General features: G+C 65.2%; 16 protein-coding genes. 3 read left to right on the top strand and 13 right to left on the bottom strand.

From position 1 onward, the window contains the following. The first annotated feature begins 65 nt into the window (after positions 1-65). Complete coding sequence (locus ACTEK7_RS02185) at positions 66-1,244, top strand: aminotransferase class V-fold PLP-dependent enzyme (protein ID WP_225147097.1); 1,179 nt, start codon at positions 66-68, stop codon at positions 1,242-1,244. A gap of 7 nt (positions 1,245-1,251) precedes the next feature. On the opposite strand, the gene ACTEK7_RS02180 is transcribed toward ACTEK7_RS02185, so the two are convergent. From ACTEK7_RS02180 to yajC, 6 genes are read right to left on the bottom strand one after another with little or no spacing between them, the layout of a single operon-like run. Further along, entirely contained in the window at positions 1,252-2,493 is a 1,242-nt protein-coding gene (locus ACTEK7_RS02180) for a threonine ammonia-lyase (protein WP_225112479.1), read from the bottom strand. A 45-nt stretch (positions 2,494-2,538) separates the two neighbouring features. After that, positions 2,539-3,396: a phytoene/squalene synthase family protein gene (locus ACTEK7_RS02175; protein WP_225125281.1), complete on the bottom strand. Its 858-nt coding sequence runs from the start codon at positions 3,394-3,396 to the stop codon at positions 2,539-2,541. Further along, complete coding sequence (locus ACTEK7_RS02170) at positions 3,393-3,776, bottom strand: Mth938-like domain-containing protein (protein ID WP_128261560.1); 384 nt, start codon at positions 3,774-3,776, stop codon at positions 3,393-3,395. Before ACTEK7_RS02170 ends, ACTEK7_RS02175 begins: the two co-directional genes overlap by 4 nt. A gap of 60 nt (positions 3,777-3,836) precedes the next feature. After that, positions 3,837-4,856, bottom strand: a complete 1,020-nt coding sequence (gene secF / locus ACTEK7_RS02165) for a protein translocase subunit SecF (RefSeq protein ID WP_225147098.1) — start codon at positions 4,854-4,856, stop codon at positions 3,837-3,839. Positions 4,857-4,866: 10 nt separating this feature from the next. Then, entirely contained in the window at positions 4,867-6,471 is a 1,605-nt protein-coding gene (secD, locus tag ACTEK7_RS02160; RefSeq protein WP_225147099.1) for a protein translocase subunit SecD, read from the bottom strand. 47 nt (positions 6,472-6,518) lie between these two features. Continuing rightward, positions 6,519-6,887: a preprotein translocase subunit YajC gene (gene yajC / locus ACTEK7_RS02155; RefSeq protein WP_036012751.1), complete on the bottom strand. Its 369-nt coding sequence runs from the start codon at positions 6,885-6,887 to the stop codon at positions 6,519-6,521. A 182-nt stretch (positions 6,888-7,069) separates the two neighbouring features. Between yajC and ACTEK7_RS02150 the strand changes: the two genes are divergently transcribed. Continuing rightward, complete coding sequence (locus ACTEK7_RS02150; protein WP_225147100.1) at positions 7,070-8,050, top strand: ATP-binding protein; 981 nt, start codon at positions 7,070-7,072, stop codon at positions 8,048-8,050. A gap of 176 nt (positions 8,051-8,226) precedes the next feature. On the opposite strand, the gene ACTEK7_RS02145 is transcribed toward ACTEK7_RS02150, so the two are convergent. Then, a complete protein-coding gene (locus ACTEK7_RS02145; RefSeq protein ID WP_225147101.1) occupies positions 8,227-9,612 on the bottom strand; it encodes a LysM peptidoglycan-binding domain-containing M23 family metallopeptidase in 1,386 nt (461 codons plus the stop codon). A gap of 109 nt (positions 9,613-9,721) precedes the next feature. After that, positions 9,722-10,372, bottom strand: coding sequence for a protein-L-isoaspartate(D-aspartate) O-methyltransferase (locus ACTEK7_RS02140; RefSeq protein ID WP_085969151.1), 651 nt, complete (start codon positions 10,370-10,372; stop codon positions 9,722-9,724). A 229-nt stretch (positions 10,373-10,601) separates the two neighbouring features. Here ACTEK7_RS02140 and ACTEK7_RS02135 point away from each other — a divergent pair, with 229 nt between their 5' ends. Further along, positions 10,602-10,973 (top strand): response regulator, encoded by a 372-nt coding sequence (locus tag ACTEK7_RS02135; protein WP_036044248.1) that lies wholly within the window; start codon positions 10,602-10,604, stop codon positions 10,971-10,973. Positions 10,974-10,976: 3 nt separating this feature from the next. Here ACTEK7_RS02135 and surE read toward each other — a convergent pair whose 3' ends face one another. From surE to tatB, 5 genes are all read right to left on the bottom strand, one after another. Beyond that, positions 10,977-11,744: a 5'/3'-nucleotidase SurE gene (gene surE / locus ACTEK7_RS02130; RefSeq protein ID WP_036012754.1), complete on the bottom strand. Its 768-nt coding sequence runs from the start codon at positions 11,742-11,744 to the stop codon at positions 10,977-10,979. Between the two features lie 108 nt (positions 11,745-11,852). Further along, positions 11,853-12,215 (bottom strand): hypothetical protein, encoded by a 363-nt coding sequence (locus tag ACTEK7_RS02125; protein ID WP_057029282.1) that lies wholly within the window; start codon positions 12,213-12,215, stop codon positions 11,853-11,855. Between the two features lie 119 nt (positions 12,216-12,334). Then, positions 12,335-13,666, bottom strand: a complete 1,332-nt coding sequence (serS, locus tag ACTEK7_RS02120) for a serine--tRNA ligase (protein WP_036028231.1) — start codon at positions 13,664-13,666, stop codon at positions 12,335-12,337. Between the two features lie 218 nt (positions 13,667-13,884). Further along, entirely contained in the window at positions 13,885-14,697 is an 813-nt protein-coding gene (gene tatC / locus ACTEK7_RS02115; protein ID WP_036044242.1) for a twin-arginine translocase subunit TatC, read from the bottom strand. After that, positions 14,694-15,188 (bottom strand): Sec-independent protein translocase protein TatB, encoded by a 495-nt coding sequence (gene tatB / locus ACTEK7_RS02110; RefSeq protein ID WP_036012760.1) that lies wholly within the window; start codon positions 15,186-15,188, stop codon positions 14,694-14,696. Before tatB ends, tatC begins: the two co-directional genes overlap by 4 nt. Between the last annotated feature and the right edge of the window lie 56 nt (positions 15,189-15,244).

Here is a 15,244-nt window from a genome sequence, read left to right as displayed (position 1 = left end):
GTTTGCCCGAGCTTGCTCGCGTGCGTCATTGTGTCTACGAGGAACCTGAAGATGGAGGCTCTGACGTGATCGACATCAACCAGATTCGTGCCGACACGCCTGCTGCCTCCCGGCTCGCGTATCTCCACAATGCCGGTGCGGCTCTCATGCCCGCGCCCATCGTCGCGGCGATGAAGGGACATATCGATCTCGAGAGCGAGATCGGCGGCTATGCCGCAGCCGATCGCGCGTCAGATCGGCTCGAAGCCGTTTACGGCTCAGTGGCCCGGCTCCTGAACGCATCGCCGGATGAAATCGCCCTGGTGGAGAACGCGACGGTTGCCTGGCAGATGGCGTTCTATTCGCTTTCATTTCGAGAGGGCGACCGGATCCTGACGGCCGAAGCGGAGTACGCCGCCAACTATGTTGCGTTTCTTCAGGCCGCCAAACGCACAGGCGCGGTCATCGATGTGGTGCCGAGCGATGCGACGGGCGAGTTCGATGTCGGCGCACTCGAACGTATGATCGACGAACGCGTGAAGCTGATCGCCATCACCTGGGTTCCGACCAATGGCGGGCTGACCAATCCCGCAGCGGCCATCGGCAGAATTGCGCGAGCACACGGCATCCCCTATCTGCTCGATGCCTGCCAGGCGGTCGGCCAGATGGAGGTCGACGTCGAGGCCATCGGCTGCGACATGCTGTCGGCCACGGGACGCAAATTCCTGCGGGGACCGCGTGGTACCGGCTTTCTCTATGTGCGCGGGGCGCTCCTGCAGCAGCTCGAGCCACCGATGATCGACCATTTTGCAGCGCCCTGGGTCTCGCGCGATGAGTATCGGCTCCGCGACGATGCCCGCCGCTTCGAGACATGGGAGAATAATTACGCCGCCCGGCTTGGGCTCGGCGCTGCCGTCGATTATGCGCTCGACATCGGCATGGATGCCATCGAGGAGCGCTGCCGGCTGCTCGCGGGCCGCCTTCGCAGCGGCCTCGCTTCCATTCGCGGCATCACTATTCACGACCTTGGCCGCAAGCCTGGCGCCATCGTCAGCTTCACTTTGGATGGATATGAAGCGGAGGCCATTGTCAGCAGCGCCGCGGCGGCGGGCATCACAATCGGCGCTTCAGACCCGTCGAGTACCCGCATCGATGCCGAGAACCGCGAGCTGCCGCCGCTCGTCCGAGCTTCCCCCCACTACTACAACACCCAAGCCGAGATCGACCGGCTGATCGACCACGTCGCGGATTTGGCGTCACGTTAGCGCGTGCTCAGGTGCAGCGCGCGCTCAGTCCGGATGCGCTGAGCCTGGCCATCACCTCGTTGAGATGGGCGGCATCGCGGGTCTCGATGACAAGCTGCAGCAGCGTCGCCTTGGCCGGCAGGTCGGAGAAGGTCCGCTGGTGTGAGACCTCGATGATATTCGCACCCGCTTCGGCCAGCAGTGCCGCTACCGCGGCGAGCTGCCCCGGCCTGTCGGGGATATCGAGCGACAATTGCGTCAGCCGCCCCTCGCGCGCGAGCTCGCGGGTGAGCACGGAGGCGATCAGCCGCGTGTCGATATTGCCTCCGCTCAGCACGAGGCCGACCTTCTCGCCGGCAAAGCGGGACGGATCGGACATCAGCGCGGCGAGGCCGGCGGCGCCGGCGCCCTCGACGACGGTCTTCTCGATCGAGATCAGGGTCGCGACTGCACGCTCGAGCTCGGCTTCGTTGACGAGCGCAATATCGTCGACGAGGCGCCGAACGATTTCGGTGGTGATCTTGCCCGGTGATTTCACCGCGATGCCCTCGGCGAGCGTATCGCCGCGCGCCGGCAGATTGCCGTCGTGAATGGCGTTGTACATCGAGGGATAGAGCCAGGCCTCGACGCCCAGTATCCTGAGCGACGGCTTGATCGACTTCGCGGCAATGGCAATTCCGCTGATCAAACCGCCGCCGCCGATCGGGACGACCAGCGTGTCGAGCTCCGGGACCGCCTTCAGCATTTCCAGCCCGATCGTGCCCTGCCCGGCGATGACGAGCGGATCGTCGTAAGGATGGACGAAGACCATGCCGTGCGCTTCACCGTGGCTGCGCGCAAAGGCGGCCGCCTCCTCCAGCGTCGCGCCCGTGACCACCACCTCGGCGCCGTGATGCCGGGTGTTCTCGATCTTCACCATGGGCGTGCCGATCGGCATCACGATGGTGGCGGGAATGCCGAGCCGCTTGGCGTGGTAGGCAACGCCTTGCGCGTGGTTGCCCGCGGACATCGCGATCACGCCCCGCGCGCGCTCCTCCGCCGTCAGAGCGGTAAGCCGGTTGAGCGCGCCGCGCTCCTTGAACGAGGAGGTGAACTGCAGGTTCTCGAATTTGAGCCAGATGTCGCAGCCGCAGATGCTGCTCAGCGTCCGGCTATGGCTACAAGGCGTCTCGACGACGGCGCCTTGTATGGTCTTGGCGGCGGCCTGAATGTCTTCCGGTGCGACCGGAAGGCCGCTGAGATCGAACGAGCTTTGGGACATGTCAGCCATAGGACAGCATAGAGCATTTGGGCGGGCCAAGCGATAAGCCGGCGTCTATTTGGTAAATTCACGCGATCGCGAGGCGCGCCACAGCGTCCAGAGCGTGCGCAACCGCGAGGTCGGCTGCAACCTAAACGGATTGCGTCCCGGGCGCGACAGGCGCTCGAGATCGGCCTGCGCCTGGCGCAGCGGCAGAAACGCCGGCCGCAACGGCGGCGCCAGCTGCGCCAGCAGCGATGAAGCCGCGGTCATATGCTGCCGGGCTTCACCCGCCAGTTGCTCAAGCACCGCATGGAGATTGGGTGTTTCCTTGCCGGCGAAGACATCCTCCATGCTGCAATCGTGCTGCTCCAGCACCTGCTGCGGCACGAACAATTGCCGGTGCGCGGCATCGCGCGGCAGATTGGCGATGACCTGCACGATACCCTGCGCCAGCCCGGCATGGCGGGCGACATGCTCGGCCGCCTCCGAAGGCGGTCCCAAGACCTGCGCTGCCAGGGCGAACAGCGCCGATGAGGTCGCCGCGAGGTAACCTTCCAGCGCGGCCATCGTCGGCATCGGGTCGTTGTAGAGATCGAACTGATGCTCCTCGGCAAGCAGCGACAGCGGCTCGACCGGCAGGTCGAAATCGCGGATCGCGCGAAGCAGCTCGGCCGCCACCGGATTGCCTTCGGCGCTGCCATGGACGTGGCCCGACAGCATGTCGGTCCACCATTGCAGGCGGATCTCGCCGGGTAGGGGCTGGCTCACCTGGTCGCGGACGCGAACGATCTCGACGTTGAAGGCATAGATCGCCAGTAACGCGCGGCGCTCGGCGGCCGGCGCGAACAGGGTCGCGGCGTAGCGGGGAAAGTCGTGGCTGCGCACGAGATCGGCGCAGAACGCGGCGGAGTCGGATGGCGGGTTGCTCATGGCACGGCGATCAGCGCGGCGGCAACCCGCCGCCGTTCGCCGATCATGATGTTGTAGGTACGCACGGCCGGGCCGGTCTGCATCGTGTCCAGCACCACCCTCACCGCCTTGAGCGCCTGACGCAGCTCCGGCGGCGGGAGCCACAGCCCCGTTCCAGTGCCGACCAGGAGCGTGTCGATGCTGTTGGCCGCCGTGAACACCCGATCCAGCGAGTAGCGGTCGATCTTCGCGGGATCGATCACGTCCCAGGCCCAGATCGCGTCGGGCAGACAGAGCAGCGAGCCCCGATGCGACATGCCGGCAAAGGCGAAGCCGCCCTTGCCATAGGCATCGATCGGCGCCGAGCGCGGAAAATGCGGAGCGTTGGGATCGCCGGCCATGAGCTTCGTCCGAATGGGCTTACTGCCCTCGCAAACGCCTGCAAGGGCATGAGGTTCGGATCATGCTTTGGTTTTCTTCGCCGGCGTCGCCGTATCGGGCGCGTCTTCGCGGTGCTCGCCGACGCCGAGATAGATCAGGATCGGCGCTGCAATGAAGATCGAGGTGTAGGTGCCGACCAGCACCACGCCGAACATCATTACCGCGGTGAAGCTGTGGATAGCATGGCCGCCGAACAAGAGCAGCGCGAGCAGCGCGAGCGTCACCGTGACGTGGGTGATGATCGAGCGCGACAGCGTCGAGTTGATGGATTCATTGAGCAGCTGCGGCATCGGCATCTTCTTGTAGCGACGCAGCATTTCCCGGATGCGGTCGTAGATGACGACGGTGTCGTTGAGCGAGTAGCCGAGAATCGTCAGAAGCGCGGCGATGCTGGTCAGATCGAAATCGACCTGGCTGATCGACATGAAGCCGATCGTCAGCACGATGTCGTGCACGTTGGCGATCATGGCGCCCAGCGCGAACTGCCATTCGAACCGGAACCAGAGGTAGATCAGGATCCCGAGAATCGCGAGCATCAGGCCGAGCATGCCGAAGGCCAGCAATTCGCCAGAGACGCGCGGGCCGACCACCTCGACACGGCGATATTCGACGGAATCGCCGAGCGCGGCGCGGACCTTCTGCACGGCTTCCTGCTGGGCGGTGTCCCCACCCGGCTGCTCCGCGACGCGGATCAGGACGTTCTCTGGCCCGCCGAACTGCTGCAACTGCACTTCGCCGAGACGCAAGGAATCGAGCGTCGTGCGCATCGCCGCGATGTCGGCGGCGCCCGATTTTGCCTTAACCTCCAGCAGCGTGCCGCCGCGAAAATCGATGCCGAAATTCAGGCCGTGGGTGAAGAACAATACGATAGCGAGGATCGACAGCGCCGCCGAGATCGGAAAGCTGATGCGACGGAAACGCGTGAAGTCGAAATGCGTATCGTCGGGGACGATGCGCAGCGACGGCAGCAGGCCGAGGGCCGAGACCACGGTGAGGATGGCAATGAGGACGCCGAGCCCGATGAGAACGGTGTGAGTCACGATCAGGCTCCTAGATCGGCACGCTCTGCGGCCGCTTCCACCGCACCCACCAGGCGACGATCAGCCGGGTCAGGGTGAAGGCGGTGAACACCGTGGTGATGATGCCGATGCCGAGCGTCACGGCAAAGCCGCGCACCGGACCGGTGCCGATGTAGAACAGCACCGCGGCAGCAATGAAGGTGGTGATGTTGGAATCGAGGATGGTGGCGAGCGCCCGCTTGAATCCGGCGTCGATCGCCGAGATCGCATTGCGGCCGCCGCGCAATTCCTCGCGGATGCGTTCGTAGATCAGCACGTTGGAGTCGACCGCGATGCCGACGGTGAGCACGATGCCGGCGATGCCGGGCAGCGTCAGCGTGGCGTTGAGCAGCGACAATAAGCCGAAGATCATGGCGACGTTGATGGCCACCGCGATGTTGGCGAACACTCCGAACAGCCGGTAGGTCAGCAGCATGAAGATGATGACAAGGATCGAGCCGACATAGGCCGCGAGCTGGCCCTTCTCGATCGAGTCCTGGCCGAGGCCCGGACCGACGGTGCGCTCCTCGACCACCGTGAGCGGCGCCGGCAATGCGCCGGCGCGCAACAGGATGGCCAGATCGTTGGCCGATTGCACCGTGAAATTGCCGGAGATCTGGCCCTGGCCGCCGGTGATGGGCTCGCGGATGACCGGTGCCGAGATCACCTTGTTGTCGAGCACGATCGCGAACGGCAGCCCCACGTTCTCCTGCGTGGCCTGCGAGAATTTGCGCGCGCCCGAGGTGTTGAACTTGAAGCTGACGACCGGCTCACCCGTGCGCTGGTCAAAGGTCGCCTGCGCATCGGTCAGGTCGCCGCCGGCGACCAGCACCTGCTTCTTGACCACGTAGGGCGTCGGCGGAGGCGAGGCGCTCATCAGCAGTTCGGATTCCGGCGGCACCCTGCCCGCTTGCGCCTGATCCGGCGGCACGGAGGTGTCGACCATGCGGAATTCCATCTTCGCGGTCCTGCCCAGCAGTTCCTTCAGGCGGGTCGGGTCCTGAAGACCGGGGACCTGCACCAGGATGCGGTCGTTGCCCTGGCGCTGGATGACGGGCTCGACGGTGCCGAGCTCGTTGACGCGGCGTTCGACGATCTGGATCGACTGCTCGATGGTCTTGCGCAGGCGATCGAGCACCGCAGCCTGCGGGACGCTCAGGCGGATCACCCCGCCGCCGGCATCAGTCACCTCGAGGTCGCGCTGACCGCTGGATCCCATCAGGCCGCCCAGCGGCTGGGACAGCTCGCGCAACTTGGCAAGCGCCGGCTGCGCATCGGTCTCCTTGGTGATGCGAACCTCGACGGCATCGTTGCGCACGGTGACGCCGCCGGTGAATCCGATCTTGGCGTCGCGCAGGGTCCGGCGAACGTCGTCGCGGATCTGGTCGAGCCGCTCCTTCTTCACATAGGCAGCGTCGACCTCGAGCAGCAGATAGGAGCCGCCCTGGAGGTCGAGGCCGAGCACGATGCGGCGCTGCGCCCAGGCGGGCCAGCTCTTGACTTGCGCCTCGGGGAAGAAGTTGGGGACCGCGCAGAGGCACACGATCAGCGCCGTCAGGATAATCCCCAGCGCCTTCCACCGCGTGAAATACAACATCGACTGGACCTGTCAGATCAGGAGACTTGAGACTCGCGGTGAAGCTCTCACTTCGCCGCGGTGTCGTCCTTGGCGCTCTCTTTTGCGCTTTCCTTGGCCGGCTCGCCCTTGGCGCGCACGCCCGAGATCATCTGGCGCATCTGCCGCACGCGCACGCCGTCGGAAATCTCGAACTCGATCTGGTCGTCGTCGACCACCTTGGTGACCTTGCCGACGAGGCCTCCCGAGGTCACGATGGTGTCGCCGCGGCGGATATTCTTCACGAGCTCGGCGTGGTCGCGGACCTTCTTCTGCTGCGGGCGCAGAATCAGGAAGTACATGATCACGAAGATCAGGGCGAACGGCAGCAGCGACATCAACATGCTGTTGGTGTCGCCAGCGGCCGCGGCCTGGGCATACGCAGGGGTAATCAGCATTCGGACGATCCTCGCGAGAACGGGGGAAAGCCGGTCAGGCCCTCAAAGGCGACCGGTTCGGTCAAATTCGCGCGGACTATAGCGGCCATTGCCCCAATTGCAACGCTGCCAGACTGCCCTTTTGGGCCACCTTGCGGCGGCCCGTCAGGCCCGATAAGGCTGCGTTCTCAGGAACTTCGGACATGCCCAAAAACCATAGCAAAAGCCCGGCCGGCAAAGGCCCCCGCACCCCTGCCAACAAGCCCACCCGCCTCGCGGCAAAACGCCCCACGGCGGCGGTCACCAAGGCAGGCCCGGACCTCGCGCAGGAGCGCATCGTCCACGCCCTGGAGACCATTGCGGCGCACCTCTCCGCGCAGGGCAAGCCGGCGGTCGAGGCCGAGTCGTTCAAGCGGGCGGACGCCTATGTCTGGCATCCCGACGGACGCCTCTCGGCGGTGCCGCGCGTGAGCCGAGTCGAGCTGTTCCTGCTCAAGGGCGTCGACCGGATGCGCGACATCCTGATGGAGAACACCGAGCGCTTCGCCAACGGCCTGCCCGCCAACAATGCCCTGCTCTGGGGCGCACGCGGCATGGGCAAGTCGTCACTGGTGAAGGCGGCGCATGCCAGCATCAACGCGGAGCGCAAACCGGCCGACAAGCTCAAGCTGATCGAGATCCACCGTGAGGACATCGAGAGCCTGCCGGCCCTGATGGAGCAGCTGCGGGCCTCCTCCTTCCGTTTCATCGTGTTCTGCGACGACCTCTCCTTCGACGGCAATGATGCCTCCTACAAGTCGCTCAAGGCGGTCCTCGAAGGCGGCATCGAGGGCCGGCCCGAGAACGTCATCCTCTACGCCACCTCCAACCGGCGCCATCTGCTGGCGCGCGAGATGATCGAGAACGAGCGCTCGACCGCGATCAATCCGGGCGAAGCGGTGGAGGAGAAGGTCTCGCTGTCGGATCGCTTCGGCCTCTGGCTCGGCTTCCACCGCTGCAGCCAGGACGAATATCTCGCCATGGTGCGCGGCTATTGCAGCCATTTCGGGATCAGGGTCGACGACGAGACGCTCGAGCGCGAGGCGCTGGAATGGTCGACGACGCGCGGCTCGCGCTCGGGCCGCGTCGCCTGGCAGTTCGTGCAGGAGCTGGCGGGACGGCTGGGTGTGAAGCTGACGGCGTAGTAGCGCGAGCTGTTACCCCGAATTCAACTGTCATCGCCCGCCTTGTGCGTACTTGCGCACTGGAGCGGGCGATGCAGTATTCCAGAGACGGTTGTTGTCAATCGAGAGGCCGCGGCGTACTGGGTCGCCCGGTCGAGCCGGGCGACGACACCGTTCGCGCGGAGGCTACGTAAGCCTCACGCCCCGTTGAGGAATTGAAGCGGGTCAACCGGGCTCGATCCCTTGCGGATCTCGAAGTGGAGCTGCGGCGACGCCACCTCCCCGGATTGACCCGACTTGGCAATGACCTGGCCGCGCTTGATGGTATCGCCGCGCTTCACCAACAGCTCACTCGCATGGGCATATGCGGTGACGTAGCCGTTGGAGTGCCGAACCAGAACCAGATTGCCGTAACCCTTCAGCTCGTTGCCGGAATAGGCGACGACGCCATCTTCGGCCGCCTTGACCGGCGTCCCCTCGGGCACCGCCAGATTGATGCCGTCATTGGACTTGCCATTGGTCTTGGCACCGTAGCTCGTGACCACCTTGCCGCGGACGGGCCAGCGGAAGGTCGGCAGCGCGCCGGTGGCCTCCGCAGCCTTCGCCGGCGTCTCGGCAGCCTTCTCTTCCACATTGCTCGTGGCCTGGGCGAGCCGCGCGCTCTGCACGGGCGCGGCGGCAGTGGCCATCTTGGTCGCGGGTGCCGGAGCTGCCGCAACGGGCTGGAGCGTTCCGGCCACCGGTGCAGCCGCGACCGGAGCCGCAGCAACCGGCGCCGCAACGGCAGCGGTCTTGGCCCCGGGCACTGTCAGCTTGGTGCCGAGCTTCAGCTTCGCCGACGGATCGATGCCGTTGGCACGGGCGAGCTCTACCGCCGAGATGCGGTTCTTGCGCGCGATGCTGGCGAGCGTGTCGCCACGGTTGACGAAGTGCGTGCTCGGCGGTGCCGCGACGGCAGCAACCGGCTTCGCCGCAGGCGCTGCGGGGACTGGAGCTGTCGCTGGCGCCGGCGCCGCTGCCGTTGCCGGCGACGGAATGATCAGCTGCTGGCCGGGCGAGAGCGCCCGCGGACCCTTGTAGCCGTTGGCGGCAAGGATCGCCTGCGGCGTGACGCGATAGCGCTTGGCGAGCACGTCGAGCGTGTCGCTGGTGCCGACGATGATCTTGGTCCCGCCGGCCGGCTGGGCTGCCGCGACCGACCGCGGCGGGACAGTGGCCGTGGTCTCCAGATGCGGTTGCGCCGGAGGCGCATATGAGCTGACGCCGCGTCCGCCGCCGGACACCCCGCCCCCGGAGGCAACGGGATAGGACTGCGGGGCAGATACCGCGGGCGGAGGCAAAGCCTGCGACTGGTAGTAACCGGGCTGCGTCTGCGGCCGCGCATATTGCGGCAACTCACGCTGCGGCGGCGGCGGCTGCTGCACCGAACCGGTCTGCTCGGAGGCGAAAGGATTGGAGAAGTTGGTCTGGGACAGCCGCGACGACATGTCGGCGCTGCACCCTGCAAAGCTGAAGGAGATCAGCGCCAGCACCGCGACCTGCGGCACGCGGCGCGAGTAAAGCAACTCGGCGACAGCGGACATGGTTACTCACTCGTACGCAACAGAACTGGTGTTTTAAGTAAACACGCGGCGAGTAAATAACGGCTTAACCCTCACAATAAGATGTTGGCGGCACTGCCGATCCGGGATTCTACAGCTCCCGCGCCACCCCGGGCAGTGCCGGCACGAAGCGGACCTCGACGAGTTCCTTGCGCTCGATTCCGGTTTCGCTGCGGGCCAGGCGGGTCAGCGTCTGCACGCCCTGATGCGGGCCGACCGGGGCAATCAGGATGCCCCCGACCTCAAGCCGCTCGACCAGGTTCTCCGGTATCTGCTCCATCGCCGCGGTGACGATGATGCGATCGAACGGGCCGATGTTGGGAGGCAGATTGAGACCGTCACCGAGCATCACCTCGACATTGTGACAATCGAGCTTCTCAAGCCGGGCGCGTGCCGTGTCGGCGAGCTTGCGATAGCGCTCGACGGTCAGGACCTGGCCGGCGAGCCGCGACAGCACGGCGGCCTGGTAGCCGGAGCCGGTGCCGATTTCGAGCACCCGGTGCTGCTTCTGGAGCTGGAGCTGCTCGGTCATGTAGGCGACGACGAAGGGCTGGCTGATGGTCTGCCCGCAGGCGATCGGCAGCGCGCTGTCACGATAGGCGCCCTCGCGATCGGCCTCGTCGACGAAAAGCTCGCGCGGCACCTCTTCCATGGTCCGCAGCACGGCCTGATCGCTGATGCCCCGACGCCTCAGCGTGAGCTGAAACATCATCTTTTCCGGCGGGTGCTGGTGGGACGTCATTGCTGCTATCGCTCGTCTCGTCTGGCGGATCGCCGTACTGCACCGCAAGAACCCGAGACGAGAATCTTGTTCCGGCTCAGGAACTCATGATATCCTTTCGGCACAGCATTTGACCACAACAAGGCCTTCAAAGCGCTAAGCCATTTGCGAGGTTTGCGTTCGCCGAAACGCGCATTGCGTCGCCTATCGTTATCTGCGAACGTTTACGAGAATGGGCAAGGACTCAACCATGACTGCGACAGGGCTTTCGGGCCGCTCTGTTTTCCTCGTCGAGGACGAGGTCATGATCAGAATGATGGTCGCAGACATGCTGGAGGAGCTTGGCTACAAGGTTGCCGCCGAAGCGGGCGACATCAATGAGGCCATGCGGCTTGCGCAATCCACCGAGTTCGATCTCGCCATTCTCGACGTCAACGTCAACGGCAAGGTCATCTCGCCGGTCGCCGATGTCATCATGGCCAAGGGCTGCCCGTTCATCTTCGCCACCGGCTACGGCTCCTCCGGCCTGCCCGAGCAATATCGCGACCGGCCGGCGCTCCAGAAGCCGTTTCAGCTCGACGCGCTCGGCAAGACCATCGAGGCCGCGCTTCGCGGCAGCTAACACTTATTTCAGGGTGAGGCCAAGCTGCTCCGAAAACGCCTCGTCAGTGCGGTCGAGCCTGAGCGGGGTGACCGAGACGTAGCGCTCGCGCAGCGCCGCAAGATCGGTGCCATCGGCGGGCGTGTCGAGCATCGCGGTCCGCTCGAAGCCGATCCAGAAATAAGGATTGCCGCGGCCGTCCCGGCGCTCGTCGATCCTGAGGAAGCCGAGATTGCGCTTGCCTTGCCGCGTGACGCGGATGCCAAGCACATCCTCCGGCGCGCAGGATGGGAAGTTGATGTTGATGACGGTGTCCTTCGGAACGCCGGCGGCGATCACCTTGCGCAGGATATCGGGCCCGAATTTGCGGGCCGTGTCCCACGGCGGCCGTTCGCGGGTCTCGACGCTGAACTCCTGCGACAATGCGAATGACGGCAACCCCAGGATGGTGCCTTCCAATGCGCCGGCAATGGTGCCGGAATAGACCACGTCCTCGGCGACGTTGCGGCCCTTGTTGACGCCGGACAGCACGAGATCGGGCAGCTTGGCTCCCAGGATATGGCGCGCTCCCATGATGACGCAGTCGGTCGGCGTGCCGCGCACGGCGAAGTGCCGTGGGCCGACCTCGCGCAGACGCAAGGGATCGTTCAGCGACAGCGAGTGCGACACGCCGGACTGGTCGAGCTCGGGCGCCACCACCCAGACATCATCGGTCAAAGCGCGCGCAATCTCCTCCACGACCTTGAGGCCGGGAGCGTGGATGCCGTCGTCATTGGTGCAGAGAATGCGCATGCGGAAGGTTCGATTCCTGAAAGCGGGTCTGAGCCGTCTTATCCGGCCAGCGCCGATCAGGCAAACCGGACGATTGCGGTCCGGCGGCTGGTTCCCTGGCTGGTCCCGCTAGCGGCGAACGCGCCATTGCGGCAGGAAGCGCGCAAGCCGGCCTTCTGCACGCAGTTGCATCGCCGGCACGACCGGGTTCACGACGGAAGCCTCGATGACGCCGAGCGCCTTCAGCTGCGCGAGGAACGGATCGGAGGTCGGCTCCTGCGGAAAGCGTTCGCGTGCCACGCTCAACGCCTTGTCGAAATCCGCGGCATTGACCCCGGGCTTGGCCCGCCGGCTCTGCACGAGATCGTCGTCCCAGAGCCGCGCGATCCCGATGTCGAGAACGCCGCGGAGGCGCTGGTCGATGGCCTGGATCCCGGCCCCGGTCACCGCCCATTGTCTTCCGACCCAGAAGATGTCGCGGTGCAAGGCCATGAGGGGAGGGTTCGCGTGGACGGGCCGGCAGGATAGCCGGCCGCCCGATCTTCGCAACGCGATTCTCGTCATGCCGCGTTTTCGGACGCGAACCCGTGCCCACTTCGCGGGAAAACGCTTTAGTCGCGCGCGATCACCTTCAGCCCGCCCATATAGGGCTGGAGCACGTCCGGGACCGCGATCGAGCCGTCCTCCTGCTGATAGGTTTCCATCACGGCGATCAGCGCGCGGCCGACTGCGGTGCCGGAGCCGTTCAGCGTGTGCACGAAGCGCGGCTTGCCGTCGGGCCCGCGCGAGCGCGCATCCATGCGCCGTGCCTGGAAGTCGCCGCAGACCGAGCAGCTCGAGATCTCGCGGAACGCCCCGCCCTCGCCCTGCCCGGGCATCCAGACCTCGATGTCATAGGTTTTTTGCGCCGAGAAGCCCATATCTCCTGCGCAGAGCGTCATCACACGGTAATGCAGGTCGAGCTTCTGCAGCACCTGCTCGGCGCAGGACAGCATCCGCTCCAGCTCGTCCTTGCTCACTTCCGGCGTCGTGATCGAGACCAGTTCGACCTTGGTGAACTGGTGCTGGCGGATCATGCCGCGAGTGTCGCGCCCCGCCGCACCCGCCTCGGCGCGGAAGCATGGCGTCAGCGCGGTCAGCCGCATCGGCAATTGCTTCTCATCGAGGATGGATTCGCGGGCGAGATTGGTGAGCGACACTTCGGCGGTGGGGATCAGACCGAGGCGCTCGGTCTTCAGCCGCTCATGGTCCGGCGAGGCGAGCAGCTCGCCCTTGATCGCCCAGAACTGATCGTCCTCGAATTTCGGCAATTGCCCGGTGCCGAACATCACCTCGTTGCGCACCAGGAGCGGCGGATTGATCTCGGTGTAGCCGTGCTCGGTGGTGTGCAGATCGAGCATGAACTGGCCGATGGCACGCTCGAGCCGCGCCAGCCCCTTCTTCAGCACGACGAAACGCGCGCCGGAGAGTTTTGCCGCCGCTTCGAAATCCATGTAGCCGAGCGCGGTGCCGAGATCGTCATGCAGCTTCGGCGCAAAGCCATAGTTGCGCTTGTTGCCGAACACGTGATGCTGCACGTTGCCGTGCTCGTCGAGACCGTCGGGCACGTCCTCGAATGGAATGTTCGGGATCGCGGCCAGCTCTTTGGTCAGCTCATCGTCAGCGGCTTTTGCCGCCGCTTCGAGTTCGGGCATCGTGGTCTTGAGCTCGGCGACCTCGGCCATCAGCTTCGACGCACGCGGCTCGTCCTTGGCCTTCTTGGCATCGCCGATTTCCTTCGAAGCTGCATTGCGCCGCGCCTGCGCCTGCTCGGAGGCGAGGATCGCCGCACGCCGCTTCTCGTCGATCGCGAGCAGCGAGACCGACATCGGCTTCAAACCGCGCCGTGCGAGGCCGGCGTCGAAGGCTTGCGGATTGTCGCGGATCGCTTTGATGTCGTGCATGGCTGTGGTCCTGGATCAGCGCGTAAATAGTCAACGTTTATGCCGACAACTTACATTGGCGCGCTTTCCCCTAGCATTCTGTCATCGCCCGTGAAAGCGGGCGATCCAGTATTCCAGAGACGTCAGTGTTTCCCCGAGGGGCCGCGGCGTACTGGATTCCCCGCTCCAGTGCGCAATTGCGCACAAGGCGGGGAATGACACCGGTGGGCTTGGTCGCCCTACTCCGCCGGATTGGCCGGCGTCGACACGTCAGTGCCGGTGGCAGCCTGTGCGGCGGCCGCTTTCCTCTCCACCATCGCCACCGCGAGGATCGAGCCCTCGTAGAGCGCCATCAGCGGAAACGCGAGGGAGCACTGGCTGAGCACGTCGGGCGGCGTCAGCACGGCTGCGATCACGAAGGCCAAGACGATGAAATAGCGGCGCTTCTCGCGCAACATTGTCGAGCTGACGATGCCGATCCGCCCGAGCAGCGTCAGGATCACCGGCAGCTGGAAGGCGATGCCGAAGGCGAAGATCAGCGACATCATCAGCGACAGATATTCGCCGACCTTGGGCAGCAGCTGGATCTGCGCGGTCTCGTCGCCGCCGGTCTGCTGCATGCCGAGCGAGAAGCGCACCAGCATCGGCAGCACGACGAAATAGACCAGCGCCGCGCCCAGCACGAAGAAGAACGGTGTCGCGACAAGATACGGCAGGAACGCCTGCTTCTCGTGCTTGTAGAGCCCGGGCGCGACGAACTTGTAGATCTGCGTCGCCACGATCGGGAACGAGATGAAGCCGGCGCCGAACAGCGCCAGCTTGAGCTGGGTGATGAAATATTCGAGCAGCGCCGTGTAGATGAATTTCGAGTTCTCCGGCCCCGCAATCCACACGAACGGCCAGACAAGCACGTTGTAGATCTGCTTGGCGAAGAAGAAGCAGAAGATGAAGGCCAGGCCAAAGCCGAGCAGCGCCTTGATCAGCCGCGAGCGCAGCTCGATCAAATGGTCCATCAGCGGGGCTTTGCTGGCCTCGATATCGGCGTCGGTCATGACGCTTTGGCGTCCTTGATCGCTTCGGATGGCGCGGTGTCCTGCGCAACCTCTGCCTGTTCGACCTCACGGGTGATCGCGAGCGGCTCGTTCGCGGCCGCATGCGCTTCGGCTTCCATGAAGGTCGACGGCGTCGGGGTCTCCGGTGTCGTGGGCGTGACGGGCGGATCGATGGTAGTAGCGGCCGGCGTCTCGGCCGGCTTGTCCAGCGCATCGATGCGAAGCGCGTCGCTCACGTCCTTCTGGAGCGAGCTCATCGGATTGAAACCCGTGGCGGCTTCCTTGACCTCGTCGAAGCTTTTCTTGAGGTCGGCCATCTCGGCCTCACGCATCGCCTCCTGGAACTGGCCCTGGAATTCGGCCGCCATCTTGCGCGCCTTGCCCATCCACTGCCCGACCATGCGCAGCACGCCCGGCAGCTCTTTCGGGCCGATGGCGATCAGGGCCACGACCCCGATGAGGACCAGTTCACTCCACCCGATGTCGAACATGAGGTCTTCCGTTCACGCGAAGCCGGAGCCGGCCCAATCCCTTGCGCGCAGGATCG

This window comes from Bradyrhizobium sp. JHI2711 (assembly GCF_056156565.1).
The sequence above is the reverse complement of the archived record's forward strand: the minus strand, read 5'-3'. Positions and strand labels throughout refer to the sequence as shown.